We start from the raw sequence: 17,422 nt of genomic DNA on the forward strand, positions 1-17,422 counted from the left end.
CGGCGATTTTTGTTTTCAGGTGCAGTATCATCCAATCCTTCAAACACAATAACAAGAATTATTCAGGTTGACGTTCAATTTCAGGAGTAACGGCTTTGCAGCAATATGTACTGCGCCTGGACCAGTCAGGCATGGGAGATGTGGACAAGGTAGGCGGCAAGAATGCTTCCCTTGGTGAGATGATCAGCAACCTTGCTGATGCCGGCGTCAAGGTGCCCGGAGGGTTCGCCACTACCGCCCAGGCCTATCGTGATTTCCTCGATCACGGTGGACTGTCCGAAAAGATCAATGCGGCATTGGACGCACTGGATGCGGACGATACCCGCGCGCTTATCGAAACCGGCAGCCAGATCCGTGGCTGGATCATGGACGCTGAGTTTCAGCCGGAACTTGAAGACGCTATCAACACCGCTTATGCGGAGATGTCCGGTGATAACAGCAATATTTCCGTAGCGGTACGTTCTTCCGCTACCGCAGAAGACCTGCCCGATGCATCTTTCGCAGGTCAGCAGGAAACCTTCCTCAACATCCGCGGGCTGGACAACATCAAGCACGCTATCAAGGAAGTATTTGCCTCTCTTTATAATGACCGCGCTATTTCCTACCGCGTACACAAGGGCTTTGTTCACGCTGATGTCGCCCTGTCTGCAGGTATTCAGCAGATGGTACGCAGTGAAACTGGCGCTTCCGGCGTTATGTTTACGCTGGATACCGAATCCGGCTTTAACCACGTTGTGTTTATCACCGCGGCCTATGGTCTGGGTGAAACCGTGGTTCAGGGTGCCGTGAACCCGGACGAGTTCTACGTGTACAAACCGACCCTGGCTCAGGGAACTCCGGCGATTCTGCGCCGTACCCTGGGTTCCAAGGCGATCAAGATGGTTTACACCGATGACGGCAGTGCCGGCAAAGCGGTAGAGACTGTCGATGTACCGATGGCCGATCGCCAGAAGTTCTGTATCAATGACGCCGACGTCGAGCAGCTGGCACGTATCGCCGTAATCATCGAGAAACACTATGGCCGTCCGATGGATATCGAATGGGCCAAAGATGGCGATGACGGTGAACTTTACGTGGTTCAGGCACGTCCTGAAACCGTCCGCAGCCAGGGTAACGCCACCGTTATCGAACGCTACCTGCTGAAAGAGAAGGGCAAGATCCTGGTCGAAGGCCGTTCCATCGGTCACCGTATCGGCGCAGGCCCTGTTCGTATCGTCAGCGGCCTTGAAGCGATGCACGAAGTGCAGCCGGGTGACGTGCTGGTCACCGATATGACCGACCCGGACTGGGAACCGGTTATGAAGCGCGCTGCCGCTATCGTTACCAACCGTGGCGGTCGTACCTGCCACGCGGCGATTATCGCCCGTGAACTGGGTATCCCGGCGATCGTTGGTTGTGGCGATGCCACCGAACGTCTGCAGAACGGTCAGGTTGTGACTGTCTCTTGTGCCGAGGGTGATACCGGTCGTGCCTACGAAGGTCAGCTGGAGTTTGAACACCAGACCAACTCCGTAGAGCAGATGCCGTCGCTGCCGTTCCACGTCATGATGAACGTGGGTAACCCGGACCGCGCCTTCGATTTCCAGGCGCTGCCGAACGCAGGCGTCGGTCTTGCCCGCCTTGAGTTCATCATCAACCGTATGATCGGCGTGCACCCGAAAGCGCTGCTCAACTTTGATGATCAGCCACGTGACGTCAAGCAGATCATCGAGCGCCGCATCGCCGGTTACGCAAGCCCGGTAGACTTCTACGTCGATAAACTGGTTGAGGGTATTTCCACCCTGGCCGCTGCCTTCTATCCGAAGAAGGTGATCCTGCGTATGTCGGACTTCAAGTCCAACGAGTATGGCCACCTGATCGGCGGCGATCGCTACGAGCCGGGTGAAGAGAACCCAATGCTGGGCTTCCGCGGTGCTGCGCGTTACATCTCTGACGACTTCCGTGACTGCTTCGAACTCGAATGCCGTGCACTGAAACGCGTCCGTGACGAAATGCGCCTGACCAACGTTGAGATCATGGTGCCGTTCGTGCGTACGCCGGGCGAAGCCAAGCAGGTGGTTGATCTGCTGGAGAGCAATGGCCTCAAGCGTGGCGAGAACGGTCTGCGCCTGATCATGATGTGCGAGATTCCGTCCAACGCACTGCTGGCGGATCAGTTCCTGGAACACTTCGATGGTTTCTCCATCGGTTCCAACGACCTGACCCAGCTGACACTGGGCCTCGATCGTGACTCCGGCATCATCGCGCACCTGTTCGATGAGCGTAACGACGCAGTCAAACGACTGCTCGCCATGGCGATCGAAGCCTGCCGCAAGCAGGGCAAGTACGTGGGTATCTGCGGTCAGGGTCCTTCCGATCATCCGGATCTGGCCCGTTGGCTGATGGAACAGGGAATCTCCAGCGTATCGCTGAACCCGGATTCCGTGCTCGACACCTGGTTCTTCCTGGCGAACGAAACACCGGCCTGATCAGCGCAACCTGAAAGGCTGCCAGGGCTCAGGGTCCGAGCTGGACAAGCCCAAGCAGCCAACTATATGTTAAGGCGGTCACTCTAACGGGGGACCGCCTTATTTTTTGAGAATGGAGTCGTCAATGGTCAACCTGATCTTCGTGGAACCCAGTGGAGCAGAGCGGGAAGTCGCTGCGCCGGAAGGCTGGAGTCTGATGGAGGCGGCGTTTCAAAACGGTGTCGATGGGATAGAAGCGGAGTGCGGCGGGTCCTGCACCTGCGCCACCTGTCACGTCTATATCGATGAGAAATTTATTGATCGCCTCGAGCCCATGGGCAGCAATGAGGATGAGATGCTCGATTGCGCGGCGGCCGAGCGTCGTGACAACAGCCGGCTCTCCTGCCAGATAGAGATCAAGGCCGAGTTCGAAGGCATGGTTATTCAGACGCCGGATACCCAGATATGAGCGAAGCCGGCGTTGTTATCCTGGGTAACGGACATGCCGGCGTCAGCGTTGCCGAACAGCTGCGGCGCAAGAAGTATCAGAGTGCCGTTACCCTGATCGGTGCCGAGGCGGGCTTACCCTATCAACGTCCGCCACTGTCAAAGCAGTACCTGAAGGGCGAGTGGGACGAGGCCCGGCTGTTGCAGCGTAACGCCGAGTTTTACCGTAACAACGATATTCGTCTGATCGCTGCTGATCCTGTTATCTCCATCGATCCCTCCGCTCACCGCCTTGAACTCAAATCCGGCGCAACGCTCCCCTGGGACAAACTGGTGCTGGCCACCGGCAGCCGCCTGCAAAAGCTGGAGATTCCTGGCGCCGATGCTGAGGGTGTAGTTTACCTACAAAACCGTGAGCAGGCCGAAGCGTTGAAAAGCGCGATGCGCAGCGCCAGGCGTGCGGTTGTTATCGGCGGTGGGTATATCGGCCTGGAAGGCGCTGCCGCGCTTGCGCTGGCAGGTCTGGATGTCACCCTGGTGAATCGTTCTTCGGAGCTGTTGGCGCGCTCAGCAAGTTTGCCGGTTGCGCACTGGACTCAGCGTCGGCATGAGAATCAGGGAGTCGCTTTCAGGTTGGGCGAGCAGGTGGCTGAAATACGTACTGCCGATAACCGCGTCAGTGGCGTTCGACTGGCAAACGGCGAGGTTCTTGAGACAGATCTGGTACTGGTGGGTATAGGTGTGAAACCTGATACCGATCTTGCCGAAAGCATCGGGCTTGCATGCGCCGATGGCGTGCTGGTCGATCAGCAAGGCGTAACTTCGCACCCAGATATTCTCGCGGCGGGAGATTGCACCCGCTTTAACCATCCGCTGTGCGGCGAAGCGATCCATCTGGAATCGATCCAGAATGCGGTTGAACAGGGCAAACGGGTCGCCGCCACGCTGATGGGCGAAGAGGGTATTTACGACGCGGTGCCCTGGTTCTGGAGTGATCAATACGAGGCGAAACTGCAGATCGCCGGTATTGCCCAGGGCCATGATCTCGAGGTGATTCGTGGCGATGAACACGCGGAGCGTTTCTCGGTATTTTGTTACGCCCAGCGCAGACTGGTTGCGGTAGAGTCGATCAATGCGCCGGCTGACCATATGCTGGCACGCCAGTTATTGAAGGCGGGTGCCTCGCCGCTACCGGATGATGCTACCAATCCCGAATTTAACCTGCGTAGCGCCTTGCCTTCGTGATCCGCTGCCGGTAACGTCCGCGCATCGCTTTTCAACGCTCCCGGCATTTTAGCCGCGGGCCTAAGACCTCAGGACAAGATCGTGATCGAACTCGGACAACTCAACAGGCTCAAGGTTATTCGCGAAGTGGACTTCGGTGTCTATCTCGATGGCGGCGACGCCGGCGGTATCCTGTTGCCGAAAAAAGAGGTGCCGGAAAATACTCGCCTGGGCGACAGCCTGCAGGTGTTTGTTTACCTGGACTCTGACGATTACATGGTCGCATCAACGCGCAAGCCGCGGGCGATGGTAGGGCAGCTTGCCCGCCTGCGCGTCACCGACGTGAACAAGGTTGGTGCCTTTCTCGACTGGGGCATGCCGAAAGAGCTGTTCCTGCCCTTCGCCGAGCAGCTGCGACCTCTGACGGTGGGAGAGTGGTGCACGGTCTTCATCTATATCGATAACAGCGAACGTATTGCCGCCTCGGCCAAGACCGACCGCTTTATCGAAAAGAATCCGACCGATCTCAAGGTGGGTCAGCTGGTTGAGCTGCTGATCGCACGCCGTACCGACCTTGGTTACCCGGTGATTATCGATCACCGTTATGAAGGTCTGCTGCATCACCAGGATCTGTTCCGTGAGGTTAAACCGGGTCAGCGGATGAGCGGCTTTATCAAGCAGCTGCTGCCGGATGGCAAGATCGACGTAATGCTGGATAAACCGGGTTACGCCCGTGTCGACCCGCTGGCGCAGAAGGTCCTGGATTATCTAGAAGCCAATAACGGTCATTGTGCACTGGGTGACAAGAGTGACCCGGATGCTATCCGTGAAACCTTCGGTGTCAGCAAGAAAGCCTACAAGATGGCGATCGGTTCGCTGATGAAGGCGGGCCGTATCAAGCAGGACCCGGAAGGGATTCACCTGGTCGCTTGATAGGGCCAGCGTAAGGCTGGAACGGTCAGCTTTCCTGCTGGGCTTCGATACGGGGAATGATCTCGTCGCTGACGAAGCGATGCAGCGAACGCGCGTAACCCGAGCGGCCTGAAGGGTTGCTGGTGTCTGAGGTGATCACCACGGTCAGTTCGAGCTCAGGCACCACATAGAGCATCTGCCCACCGTAACCCCAGCCGTAATACGCCTGGTAGCCTCCCAGTTCACGCAGGAACCAGGCGTAGCCGTGTTCGTCGTCGGTGTAGATCGACTGCGTCCGCGGTTGCCAGCTTGCCGCGATCCACTCTTCTGGCAAAATCCTTTCCCCAGTTTCAGTCACGCCGCCGCGACGGTAGACCTCGCCAAACTCCAGCAGTGATGCCGGCGTCATGCTGACCTGGTTACCGCCCATGGGAATACCCTGGGGATCGGTGATCCAGCTACTGACGCGTGCGCCAGACCCGGCAAACCAGTCATTGAACTGGCGGTACGTGGAGTGGCCCGATCTATCCATGATGATCGCCGAGAGCATATGGGTATTGCCGGAGGAATAGAGCATCTCGCCGCCGGGTTCATCCACGAAGGGGCGTGACAGCGCATAACGAACCCAGTTAGCGGAGTTCACCCAGCGGCCGTAATTCTGCCCGCTGGTGCGTTCAAGCCCCGCCTGCATCGACAGCAGGTGGCCAACATTCAGTTGCTGCAGTCGAGGGTCGGGTTTGGTTGGCAGCTCGTTGGGTAACAGTTCCGAGACCGGTGTGTGCACCGACTCAATCAATCCCTGCTCGATTGCCACACCAACCATAGCGGACATCAGCAGCTTGGAGGCGGATTTGATATTGGCCGGGGCGTCCGGGTTACCGCCATGAAGACCCGTCGCCAGTATCAGTTCGTCCTTGTGAGCGATATGCAGAGTGCGCATCGCCGGGAACTGTTCGGCCTGTTGCAACAGTTGCTGCTCGTCCGACAGAGCGGCACTGGCGGCGGAAGCCTGCGCACATAGCAACGCGCCTGCCAGTATCACTGCTACACGCTGGCTCAAGGATTTGCTGTTACTGCTCTTTATCTGTCTATCCACTAACAAATGAAGACTCCTGTCAGTTGAGAGGTGGGTCGACTTGCTGTTATCCAAAACGCTTAGTTTTAGTGACAGTACCAATGTTGCGTTAGTTCTTGATCAGTTGATCTACGCAGTGATGGTTGTCACGGATTCTTCGGGATTTACCGCTTTTCCGTGCTGTGACTTAATACCCGTGATGATGTGATTCAGGGGCCAGGGTATGCAGATTTCCGATTGTAGTTTCGAGACTGAAGGCGAGCAGATTCTTGCGATTCTGAACGACGCCATCGTCAATTCAACGGCTCTCTATGATTATGAGCCGCGAACGCTGGATAACATGCGCGACTGGTTTGCGAGTAAAGCGGAAAACGCTTTCCCGGTGATCGGTGCCTTCGATGATGAAAGCGGGCGGTTGATGGGATTCGCCACTTACGGCAGTTTTCGTGGCTACGCCGCCAACCGGTTTACCCTGGAGCATTCGGTTTACATCGATAGCGATTGTCGGGGTCGTGGTGTGGCTTCGAGATTGCTGATGGAGCTGATCAAACATGCCGGACAGCAGGGGTATCACCTGATGGTTGGCGTGATCGATGCTGAGAATCTAAGCAGTATCGCATTGCATGAGAAGTTTGGATTCAGCCACGCGGGTACGCTCAGTCAGGCTGGATTCAAATTTGGCCGTTGGCTGGACCTGGCGTTTTATCAAAAAATCCTCACTCACCCCTGAGATTGATCGGCTGTTCAGCGACACACCTGCACGCCTGCCGGGAGCTTCATCTGCAAAAGCTGCTCACTGATGCTGGCCAGCAGCGCCGCGGCGGCTGGACTCAGCGCTCGACCGCGGCGGGTGATAATACAGATCTCCCGCTCCAGCTGCGGCTGCAGCAGCGGAATAAAGCGTAGCTGTTCAAAGGAATGGGTATCGGCGGCCAGCGCAGGCAGCACCGATACGCCCAGGTTCTGAGCGATTAGTGCAGCGAGCCCGGCGGGGTTGGTTGCCTCGATTTTGGCATCATCCAGTTTGATACTTAGCTGGCCGCTGGCGCTGAAACGCTCCAATTGGGCGCGAATCCCCGTATCACCGCTTAACAGCAGCAGTTCGTCGTTGGGTACCTGGGACCAGTCGAGCTGGATTGCGTTGGCCAAGCGGTGATGCCGGGTGACCACCAGACCATAACGGTCACGCAGTATCGGCTCATATTCCAGGTCCGGTTGCTGGGAATGGTTGCCGGCGATGGCAAAGTCGACTTCGTTGTTGAGCACTCGTTGTTCCAGGCTACCGGCGCTGTCATCACGGATATGCACGCGGATACCGGGATGAGTCTGGCGAAACAGCGGCAGGGCGGTTGGCAGTAGTCGGGTGACCACCGAGGGCGAGCCCGCCAGGCTGACGTGGCCCTCTTTCAACTCGGCGCGGGACTGGAGATCGGTCATCGCCGTATTAAAATCTGACAGCAGGCGTTCGGCCACCGGTAGAAAGCGCTCTCCCTCGGCGGTGAGCAGTACGCGGCGAGTCGTGCGGTCGAACAGCTTGAGTCCCGCCTGGTCCTCGAGCTGCTGAATCTGGGCGGTCAGAGTGGACTGGGTCAGGTGCAACCCCTCGGCGGCGCGGGTGAAGCTACCGTTGAGGGCGACCTCGACGAAAGCCTGCAGCTGGCGAATCGAGATATTATTCGTATTCATCGATTAATTAATAGAAATATATCGTTTGAATGATAAATGCGGATTTTGCATCATTAGCCCCATTCAATCCACGTCTTTAAAAGCTCACAGGATTAGCCATGATCCCACGCATTGCCGAAACCGATACGATTCAGGATTTGTACCTCGCATTTGTCGAGGCGCTGAAGGAGAGCGGCTTTGAGGGGGATCTGAACCCCGACTACGCCAACCGCGTGGTGCTTGCCACCGATAACAGCATCTACCAGATTTTACCCCAGGCGGTGCTCTATCCGCGTAACACGGATGACCTGGTGCGTATCGCCCAGCTGGCGGACAGCCCGCGCTTTAAAGAGGTGGTGCTGAGTGCCCGTGGCGGCGGTACCGGCACCAACGGTCAGTCGCTGACCGATGGCCTGGTGGTTGATGTTTCCAAGCATATGAACCGTATCCTGGAGATCAATCCGGAAGAGCGCTGGGTGCGAGTGCAGGCCGGTGTGGTCAAGGATCAGCTCAATGCGGCGCTGAAGCCCTACGGCCTGTTCTTCGCGCCGGAGCTGTCCACCAGTAACCGCGCCACTGTTGGCGGCATGATCAACACCGACGCCAGCGGTCAGGGCTCGGTGATGTACGGCAAGACCCGTGACCATGTGCTGGAACTGAAGAGCGTGTTCCTCGGCGGCGATCTCTGGACCTCCGGCCCCGTTGAAGAGGCCGAGCTCGACAAGATCAAGGCGCGTGAAGACCGCATCGGCGAGGTGCACCGTACCGTCGATGAGATTTTCGGCCGCTGCAAGGAACAGATCGACGCCACCTTCCCGAAACTGAACCGCTGCCTGACCGGTTACGACCTGGCGCATATCCGTGATGAACAGGGGCGTTTCAACCTGAACTCCGTGCTCTGTGGCGGTGAAGGCTCGCTGGCGTTTATCGCCGAAGCCAAACTAAACGTGCTGGCGATCCCCAAGTACTCCGCGCTGGTTAACCTCAAGTACGACAGCTTTGAATCCTCCCTGCGCGATGCCCAGGCGCTGATGCAGTGGGGCCCAACCTCTATCGAAACGGTCGACTCCAAGGTACTGAACCTGGCGATGGAAGATATCGTCTGGGATGCCGTCAGCAACTATTTCCCCGCCGTAGATGGTGAGCCGGAGATCCGCGGCATCAATCTGGTGGAATACACCGGCGATGACGAAGAAGCGCTGAAAAAAGATGTGGAAGCGCTCTGTGCCCACCTGGATAAGGTAAAGGGGCAGCCTGGCGTCAGCTTTGGCTACACCGTGGCCTATGGCGCTGGCGAGATCGGCAAGATCTGGGCGATGCGCAAGCGCTCAGTGGGTCTGCTGGGTAACGCCAAGGGGCAGAAACGGCCGATTCCGTTCGTCGAAGATACCGCGGTGCCGCCGGAAAACCTTGCCGACTACATCATGGAGTTTCGTGCGCTGCTGGACAGTCACGGCCTCAAGTACGGCATGTTCGGCCATGTGGACTGCGGCGTCCTGCACGTGCGCCCGGCCATCGATATGAAGGATGAGGCCCAGGAGGGGATGATCCGCGTTATCTCCGATGGCGTCGCTGCACTGACCAAAAAGTATAAGGGCCTGCTATGGGGCGAACACGGCAAGGGCGTGCGTTCCGAATACGCGCCGGAGTTCTTTGGCCCGCTCTATGCCGAACTGCAGAAGATTAAGGGCGTCTTTGATGGCCGTAACCAGCTTAACCCCGGCAAGATCGCCACGCCGGCGATCGATGGCGCCGAGCTGCTGAGTATCGATGGCGTTCAGACCCGCGGCCAGCTCGACCGTGAGATTCCGGTGATCGTGCGCGAACAGTATGACTCCGCCATGAACTGCAACGGCAACGGCGCCTGCTATAACTACGACCCGAACGACGCCATGTGTCCGTCATGGAAGGGCACCCGCGAACGTATCCACTCGCCGAAAGGACGCGCTTCGCTGATCCGTGAATGGCTGCGATTGATGTCGAAGCAGGGCGTTAACCCGGTGGCTGAGGCCAAAGAGACGGGCCGCGGCTCCGGGCTGCTCTCACTGCCGGTGAAGCTGCGCAATACGCTGCGCCGTAACAAGGGCGAGTACGACTTCTCCAACGAAGTTCACGAAGCGATGATGGGCTGCCTGGCATGTAAGTCCTGCGTGGGTCAGTGTCCGATCAAGGTGAATGTGCCGGATTTCCGCTCCCGCTTCCTTGAGCTGTACTACAGCCGCTATATGCGTCCGATGAAGGACTACCTGGTCGGTAGCCTGGAATTTATGATGCCGACGCTGTCGCGCTTCCCCGCGCCTTACAACTGGGCGATGACCAACCCGCTGATGCGCAGCGTCATGCGACGCATGGTTGGTATGGTCGACAGCCCGGTGATCTGCACCAACGATCTGCGCAAGGGGATGACCGAGCGTGGTATCGAGTGGGCGACACCGGATCTGATCGAATCCCTGAGCCCGGCGCAGCGTGACCGTGCTGTTGTGATCGTGCAGGACGCCTTCACCAGCTACTTCGAAACCCAGCTGGTGCTGGACCTGATCGACCTGCTGGGTCAGTTCGGTTACTACGTAATGGTCGCGCCGTTCATGCCAAACGGTAAGCCGCTGCACGTGCATGGCTTTATGAAGGCCTTCAACAAGGCGGCCAAGCGCAATGTGGAGATGCTGCGAATTCTCGAAGCCACCGGCGCGCCGCTGATCGGTATCGATCCCTCCATGACCCTGACCTACCGTCAGGAATACGCCGACGCGGTAGGCCGGGATCTGCCGAAAGTCTCGCTGGTACAGGAGTGGCTGGCCGGTGAACTGGGCAATATCCGCATGGAGCGTGATCTGCCGAGCGCAGAGTACAAGCTGATGGCGCACTGCACCGAGAAGACCTCCGCAGCGCCTTCGCTGAAGCAGTGGCAGCAGATCTTTGATGCCTTGGGGCAGAAGCTGACGATCCAGTCTTCCGGCTGCTGCGGCATGTCCGGCACCTTCGGTCATGAGACTGCCAACTATCAGCGTTCCAAGGATATCTACGACCTGAGCTGGCGTAACATCGTCAATAAGCCGGAGAACCGCGGTCAGCTGATGGCTACCGGTTACTCCTGCCGCTCCCAGGTGAAGCGTCTCGATGATCAGAGCCTGCCGCACCCGGTTCAGGTACTGCTTGGCCTGATTCGCCAGTAAGCCTTATGCCGCGCCCGCAAAGCCAAATTGGCAAAACGGCGCGGCAGCTCCCTTAACACTGGCCATGAGTGGTAGTGCAATTGCAAAAAAACTGGTCCAGTATTCAGCCATCTGATGAGCCAAACCAAGGAGTCTGCCGTGGAAGATCTACTACCCGAGCTGTGTGACCAGTTTCCCGACCTGGTCCGTGTTGTTGAACCGATGTTTGCAAACTTCGGCGGACGGGAAAATTTCGGTGGCGAGATCGTCACCATCAAAGCGTTTGAAGATAACTCCCTGGTGCGTGAGCAGGTCGCTCAGCCAGGCGCCGGCAAGGTGTTGGTGGTTGATGGCGGTGCTTCCATGCGTCGCGCCATGCTCGGCGATATGCTTGCCGAAAAGGCGGCCAGCAACGGCTGGGAAGGGATCATCATCTACGGCTGTATTCGTGATGTGAACGCTATCGGCGAAACCGATATCGGCGTGCAGGCGCTGGGTACCATTCCGCTGAAAACCGAGAAGAAGGGCGTCGGCGAGCTGAACATCCCGGTGACCTTCGGCGGTGTTACCTTTACGCCGGGTGAGTATGTTTACGCCGACAACAACGGCGTGCTGGTCTCTGCACAGAAGCTGGAACTGGCCTGATCGGTCCTTAGGCCCAAGCCCAGGCTTTGCTAAAGCGCCTTTCAAGGCGCTTTTTTCGTTCTTAGGTATCAGGTTTTACACCTCTCTCACAAGGCTTAAGTAGGGAGGCGGCCTATATCCCTGGGCCAGTGTCATAAAGAGGTAATACCCTCGGCCGGCCCGTTCAGACGATCCAGTACAACCGTATTAAACCGACGACAGTCATCGGCATTGCGTCGTTTACACCTCTTTCATCGCGGCTGAAAAGTAGCCGCGAAACAGCGCTCAGGTCGAATATTCCCGAGGCTCGCTGCCTTCAATAATCGATCCCCATCAGGCTCCGGCTTCAAACCTGTGACCTGAGTGTCATGACAAAAAATAAAAAGGGGATCACATGAAAAACAAGAATCTGACCCGCTCACTGCTGGCTTTGGCCGTCACCGCGGCCTCCGTATCGGCCCAGGCTGAGATTGTTCTCTACGACAAAGAAGGCACCACGTTCTCCGCAGACGGCCTGCTAAACGCTTTCTATACCCGTCAGGAGCAGGGCGACCAAGACGTTTCCCGTGTACGCATGGGCTTTCTGCCTAACTACATCGGTTTCAACGTCTCGAAAGAGCAGGGCGACCTGACGCTGGGCGCACGCTCCTCGTTCTGGGTAACCATCAACGATGTCAGCAATGACGATCTGAACGGTGACAGTGAAACCGACACCGGCATCGATGTGCGTCAGTTCTATGGCACCGTCGATGGCGACTGGGGTCAGGTGCTGTTCGGTAAGGATTTCGGTCTTTACGCCCGCAGTAACATTTTCAACGATGAGTTGCTGCTGGGTGTCGGTTTTGCGCCGCAGAACTCGGTGCGCACCACCTTCGGTAACATCACCACCGGTTACCCCTACGCCAACCCGAATACGCAGATCACCTATCGCACACCCACCGCCAATGGCTTCCAGCTCGCCGTAGGTATCCTGGATCCCAGCTATTCCAATGATCTGAGCCGCTACAGCGAAGAGCCGCGCTTTGAAGCGGAGCTGACCTACAACGCCGATTACAACGGTCTGAAGATCGGTGCCTGGTTGGGTGGCGCCATGGGTGAGACCACCACCGCTACCGATTCCGTCGATGCGCAGGGTCTGGCTTACGGCGTCCAGCTTGGCTACGGCGGCTTTAAGGTGACCGCTTCAGGCTTTGATCAGGAGGGTATCCCGACCACCTTTACATCCAACGTGCTCGATTCCGAGATCGATTCGGATGGCTATCTTGTACAGACCTCCTACACTTACAAAGCCGTTAGAGGCGTTCTCTCTTACGGCAATGTAGATGCGGGTGGCAGTGAGAGTGAACTTTCTGCCGGCGCTGTTTTCTACAATGTTACCGACAACCTGAAACTTGTCGGCGAATACAGTGTCTACGAACCTGAGGGCGGTGATGATATAGACACTTTAGCGTTAGGTGCCGTCCTCACCTGGTAAATCATCATCCTTCCAGCATGATGCTGGCCGCAAACCGGACCTCCCCCCTTCATCCGGTTTGCGGCTTTTATTTTTTCCTCTCCTGATTCAGCCTCTCTCTTTTCTCAAGCTCTCTCTGCTCAATAGTCGCGTCTATTCACTGAACGGCAATCCAATCGTTGTTATGTCGTTGTCCGCAAGCCATTCGGATCAGTACTCAAGTAGCATTAACCCCTTAAGGGTTGTGTGCCTACAATCAGAGTAAACAGCGACAGGCTTGAGAGTATTGCGATGAATGCCCCCATAATCAGGGAACCGGTGAGAACCGCCGTCTCCGATCTAAAAGATCCGGCAGCAGCTGCGGCTGAGTTATTTCAGCAGCTCAGTCACCCGGAGGTCGGCTTCGTTCTGTTTTTCTGCTCGGCCGAGTACGACCTGGAACTGCTCAGCGAAGCATTGGAATCCCATTTTGGCGATGTCAGTGTGGCTGGCTGCACTACAGCAGGGGAGGTCACTCCAGAAGGCTATGACCGCGGCAGCATTACGGCCATAGGTTTTGACCGCAACCTCTTTGCTATCGATGTGGAGCTGGTCGAATCACTTGAGCGTTTCTCGCTCGCCAACGCACAGGAACTAGTATCACGGCTGGTGAGTTCCTGCCGTGAGGCCAAGGTGGCGCCCATCAAGGGCCACAGCTTCGCGCTGACACTGCTTGATGGGCTCTCCAGTCAGGAAGAGATGGTGCTGATGACGCTGAACTCTGCGCTCGGCAGCATCCCGCTGTTCGGCGGCTCCGCCGGCGACGATATTCATCTGACCAATACCCATGTCTACTACCAGGGGCGTTTTCATACCCAGGCCGCCATCGTTATTTTGGTCAGCACACCACTGGACTTTGAGGTATTTACCACCCATCACCTGCGTCCACTGGCTGACAAGATGGTGGTTACCGCGTCCGATCCCAGTACGCGTACCGTATTTGAGTTGAACGCCTCACCGGCTGCCGAAGAGTATGCGGCGCTGGTCGGTAAGCGGGTAGAGGACCTGGATGTATCCACCTTTGCGCTGCGTCCACTGGCGGTGCGGATCGGGCAGGACTACTACGTGCGCTCTATTCAGCGGGTCAATCCGGACGGCAGCCTGACGTTCTACTGCGCGGTTGAGAACGGCATTGTATTGACCGCCATGAAGCCTGACTCTCTGCTGGAAGATCTCTCGGGCCACTTCGACCGCATCGAGGCGGAGATCGGCCAGCCATTGATTACTATCGGCTGTGACTGCTTTTTGCGCCGTATGGAGCTGGAACTCAACGGCGAAGAACAATCCATGTCCCGCTTTTTACAGGCCCACCGTGTGATCGGGTTTAACACCTACGGGGAACAGTATGACGGCATGCACATCAATCAGACCTTCACCGGCGTCGTTATCGGACAGCGCAACCGCAATGGCTGAAGCGAAGGCTGAGCAGCCGTCTGCAGAGCAGCTCTCTTGCGAAGAGCTCTCTCCCGAACAGCTGCGCGCCCGTGTTGCGGAACTGGAAGCAGAAAATGGCCGGCTGCAGCGTATTCGCGATGCCCTGATCGAAAGGGTGGAAGCCAGCAGTGGGCTGCGAGCAGAACCCTACGCGGCGTTTGAACACTCGGTCACCCTGGCCGAGCAGGTACGCGAACGCACCGAAGCGCTTAACGTCGCCCTGCATGATCTGAAGTATTCCAACCAGGCGTTGAAGCAGGCCAACGAAGAAGCCGCCACTGCACATCAACGACTTATCGACGCAATTGAAAGTATTTCCGACGCTTTTGCGCTGTTCGATGCGGACCGGAAACTGGTCCTGTTCAATAACCGCTTCCGTGAAATCTGGGCGCTGTGCGGCGTCAATATTCAGCGTGGCATTAGCATCGAGCGCTGCCTCGAATTGGGACTGGAGCGTAACCTGATTGTCGAAACCCAGGCCTGGCAGGGCGAAGATGCCAATATCTACCGCCTCTGTGACGGGCGCTGGCTGCAGATGAGCAGCCGTGAAACCGGCGATGGCGGTATGGTTGCGCTCTATACCGATATCACCGATCTGAAGGCGTCCGAGGCGGCCCAGCGCGAACAGGCGCTGGCGGTTAAATCGCGGTTGCTGCAGAGCACCGTCGATAACCTTTCGCAGGGCGTCGCCCTGATCAACGCCGAAGGCCGGGTGGAGATCTGGAACGACCTGTTCCTCGAGCTTACCCACCTTAAGCCTGAGCAGCTCGCGGATAGTCCTCGCTTCGAGCAGCTGATGAGCGCCTCAGATGTCACGCTGTTGACGCCAAGATCCCGGGATGAATCGGATCGGCCGTTAACCGACCTGACCCAGGAGCTCAGTGATGGCAGGGTCATCGAGATTCGCACCCATCCGCTGTCAGCCGGTGGCTACGTTAACACATACACCGATATCACCGATCACTCCCGCTACGCTGAGACCCTGCGGGAGAGCGAGCGCTGGATCCGTGTGATTACCGACCATGTGCCGGCGCTGATCGCTTATATCGGCGAGGGGATGCGTTACCAGTTCACCAACAAGGTGTATGACGAGTGGTACGGTTGGCCGCGCGGCTCGTTGATCGGCGAGACCATGAGCCGGGTTCACGGCGAGGTGCAGTATGAGCGCCTGGAGCCCTACGTAAAACGCGCCATGGAAGGTGAGAGCGTCACCTTCGAGATTGAAGAAGCCAACGCCCTGGGCGAAAACCGCTATCTGCTGAAAGCCTATGTGCCTAATCTGGGTGCCGATGGCAAGCCGGTGGGTTTTTTCGTGATGATCCGCGATATCACCGAGCGCCGCCGCACATCGCTGGCGCTGCAGCAGGCCTATGAGAACCTGGAGCAGCGTGTGCGTGAGCGCACCTCGGAGCTGACCGAGGTAAACCAGCAACTGCGGCTGGAGATCGGTGAGCGTAAAACCATCGAATCACGGTTGCGTGATGCCAAGCAGGAGGCGGAGCGGGCTAACCTGTCCAAGACCAAGTTCCTGGCAGCGGTCAGTCACGATCTACTGCAGCCACTCAATGCGGCGCGACTGTTTACCGGTGCCTTGCTGGAGCAGCCGATGCCGGAGCGTATCGGTGGGCTGATCGGCTCGGTCAGCAATTCGCTGGAGGATGTGGAGCGGCTACTCAGCACCCTGGTGGATATCTCCAAGCTTGACGCCGGTGTGATCAAGCCGGATGTGTCCGCCTTCCATATCAACGAACTGCTGGAGAACATCGCATCGGAATACACCCATATCGCGCAGAGTGAGGGGCTGAGTTTCCACGCGGTGAACTCCAAGGTTGTAGTGCAGAGTGACCCGGCACTGCTCGGCCGGATTCTGCGAAACCTGCTCTCCAACGCGGTGCGTTACACCGGCAGCGGCGGAGATATACTCCTTGGTTGCCGTCGCAGGGCCGAGGGGCTGGAGATCCAGGTCTGCGATACCGGCAGCGGGATACCGGCGGACCAGTTGGCTACCATCTTTCAGGAGTTCAAGCGCGGCAATAACGCCGGCCAGGACAAGGGCCTTGGCCTGGGGCTAGCCATCGTTGAAAAGATCGCCAGCATGCTCGGGCATCGGATCGATGTGCGCTCGAGTCCCGGCCGGGGCTCCGTTTTCTCGGTGCTGATTCCCTATGGCGAACTGGCGCCTCAGCATACGGTGCCGCAACTGAAGGTGAACGACTTCGGTGATCGTTTGCAGGGCGCCAGTATCTGGATGATCGATAACGATCAGTCGATCTGTGACGGTATGTCGACCCTCCTGGAAGGCTGGGGCTGCGAAATTGTCACCGCGCTGAGTCTTGAACAGCTGCGCGAGAAAGTCGCCGTCGGTTCGGCGCGGCTCGATCTGCTGATTGTTGATTACCACCTGGACGATGGTGTGAACGGTGTCGATCTGGTGCGCGAGATTATGCCGCAACGGCCGGATGAACCTCCCGTGCTGATGATCACCGCAAATTACAGCAACGAACTCAAACAGGAGATGCGTACGCTGGGTTATCACCTGATGCACAAACCGATCCGACCGCTGAAGCTGAAGACGATGTTGAGCCATCTGATCGATCCTCAAACTGCCTGAGTACCTCTCTCCGGCAAGGAAACGCTGCAGGGAACACTCAGTTCCTTGCAGCGTTGTGTTGTCAGCTTCCTGTCGCAGACCCTTTAGGGTAGGGTTAGAGCGCTTTTATTACATATCAGCTTAAATTCTCAGGGCGGGGCGAAATTCCCCACCGGCGGTATTTTTGTCTGCGCAGCCACTTTCCTGGCACCTTAAGCGCAACAAAACAGCCCGCGAGCGCCTGCCGAAGGCAGGGTCAGCAGATCCGGTGAGATGCCGGAGCCGACGGTTAAAGTCCGGATGGAAGAGATTTAGGTTCGCTTCGTGCGCCATCCTCGTATGGCGCCCACGCACGCCTGC

12 protein-coding genes and 1 riboswitch are annotated in these 17,422 nt (G+C 57.5%); of the genes, 10 read left to right on the forward strand and 2 right to left on the reverse strand.

From position 1 onward, the window contains the following. Window positions 1-131 precede the first annotated feature (131 nt). The 4 genes from ppsA (at window position 132) to CLV83_RS05135 (ending at window position 5,051) form a co-directional block, all read left to right on the forward strand. Window positions 132-2,468 (forward strand): phosphoenolpyruvate synthase, encoded by a 2,337-nt coding sequence (ppsA, locus tag CLV83_RS05120; RefSeq protein WP_424399120.1) that lies wholly within the window; start codon window positions 132-134, stop codon window positions 2,466-2,468. A gap of 124 nt (window positions 2,469-2,592) precedes the next feature. After that, window positions 2,593-2,916, forward strand: a complete 324-nt coding sequence (locus CLV83_RS05125) for a 2Fe-2S iron-sulfur cluster-binding protein (protein WP_132288430.1) — start codon at window positions 2,593-2,595, stop codon at window positions 2,914-2,916. Beyond that, window positions 2,913-4,139 (forward strand): NAD(P)/FAD-dependent oxidoreductase, encoded by a 1,227-nt coding sequence (locus tag CLV83_RS05130; protein ID WP_132288433.1) that lies wholly within the window; start codon window positions 2,913-2,915, stop codon window positions 4,137-4,139. The genes CLV83_RS05125 and CLV83_RS05130 overlap by 4 nt, the downstream gene beginning before the upstream one ends. A gap of 81 nt (window positions 4,140-4,220) precedes the next feature. Beyond that, window positions 4,221-5,051, forward strand: coding sequence for a CvfB family protein (locus tag CLV83_RS05135; protein WP_132288436.1), 831 nt, complete (start codon window positions 4,221-4,223; stop codon window positions 5,049-5,051). A gap of 25 nt (window positions 5,052-5,076) precedes the next feature. Here CLV83_RS05135 and CLV83_RS05140 read toward each other — a convergent pair whose 3' ends face one another. After that, window positions 5,077-6,126: a serine hydrolase domain-containing protein gene (locus tag CLV83_RS05140; protein WP_243642280.1), complete on the reverse strand. Its 1,050-nt coding sequence runs from the start codon at window positions 6,124-6,126 to the stop codon at window positions 5,077-5,079. Between the two features lie 202 nt (window positions 6,127-6,328). Between CLV83_RS05140 and CLV83_RS05145 the strand changes: the two genes are divergently transcribed. Then, on the forward strand, window positions 6,329-6,835 hold the full coding sequence (locus CLV83_RS05145) for a GNAT family N-acetyltransferase (protein WP_132288439.1): 507 nt from the start codon (window positions 6,329-6,331) through the stop codon (window positions 6,833-6,835). Window positions 6,836-6,849: 14 nt separating this feature from the next. Here the strand turns inward: CLV83_RS05145 and CLV83_RS05150 are convergent, their stop codons facing one another. Beyond that, the gene (locus tag CLV83_RS05150; protein WP_132288442.1) at window positions 6,850-7,791 is read right to left on the reverse strand and encodes a LysR family transcriptional regulator; all 942 of its coding nucleotides are present in this window, start codon (window positions 7,789-7,791) and stop codon (window positions 6,850-6,852) included. Window positions 7,792-7,889: 98 nt separating this feature from the next. Between CLV83_RS05150 and ydiJ the strand changes: the two genes are divergently transcribed. The 5 genes from ydiJ to CLV83_RS05175 all read left to right on the forward strand — a co-directional run bounded on the left by ydiJ (window position 7,890) and on the right by CLV83_RS05175 (window position 17,083). Then, window positions 7,890-10,943 (forward strand): D-2-hydroxyglutarate dehydrogenase YdiJ, encoded by a 3,054-nt coding sequence (ydiJ, locus tag CLV83_RS05155; RefSeq protein ID WP_132288445.1) that lies wholly within the window; start codon window positions 7,890-7,892, stop codon window positions 10,941-10,943. 138 nt (window positions 10,944-11,081) lie between these two features. Next, entirely contained in the window at window positions 11,082-11,567 is a 486-nt protein-coding gene (gene rraA, locus CLV83_RS05160) for a ribonuclease E activity regulator RraA (RefSeq protein WP_132288448.1), read from the forward strand. 373 nt (window positions 11,568-11,940) lie between these two features. Next, a complete protein-coding gene (locus CLV83_RS05165) occupies window positions 11,941-13,020 on the forward strand; it encodes a porin (RefSeq protein WP_132288451.1) in 1,080 nt (359 codons plus the stop codon). Between the two features lie 270 nt (window positions 13,021-13,290). Next, window positions 13,291-14,451 carry a nitric oxide-sensing protein NosP gene (nosP, locus tag CLV83_RS05170; RefSeq protein WP_132288454.1) on the forward strand — a complete coding sequence of 387 codons (1,161 nt, stop codon included), beginning with the start codon at window positions 13,291-13,293 and terminating at the stop codon, window positions 14,449-14,451. Beyond that, the gene (locus tag CLV83_RS05175) at window positions 14,444-17,083 is read left to right on the forward strand and encodes a hybrid sensor histidine kinase/response regulator (protein WP_132288457.1); all 2,640 of its coding nucleotides are present in this window, start codon (window positions 14,444-14,446) and stop codon (window positions 17,081-17,083) included. Before nosP ends, CLV83_RS05175 begins: the two co-directional genes overlap by 8 nt. Window positions 17,084-17,203: 120 nt before the next feature. Next, a riboswitch (FMN riboswitch) is annotated at window positions 17,204-17,378 on the forward strand. Window positions 17,379-17,422: the final 44 nt, after the last annotated feature.

The organism is Marinobacterium mangrovicola (assembly GCF_004339595.1).
Lineage (GTDB): Bacteria > Pseudomonadota > Gammaproteobacteria > Pseudomonadales > Balneatricaceae > Marinobacterium_D > Marinobacterium_D mangrovicola.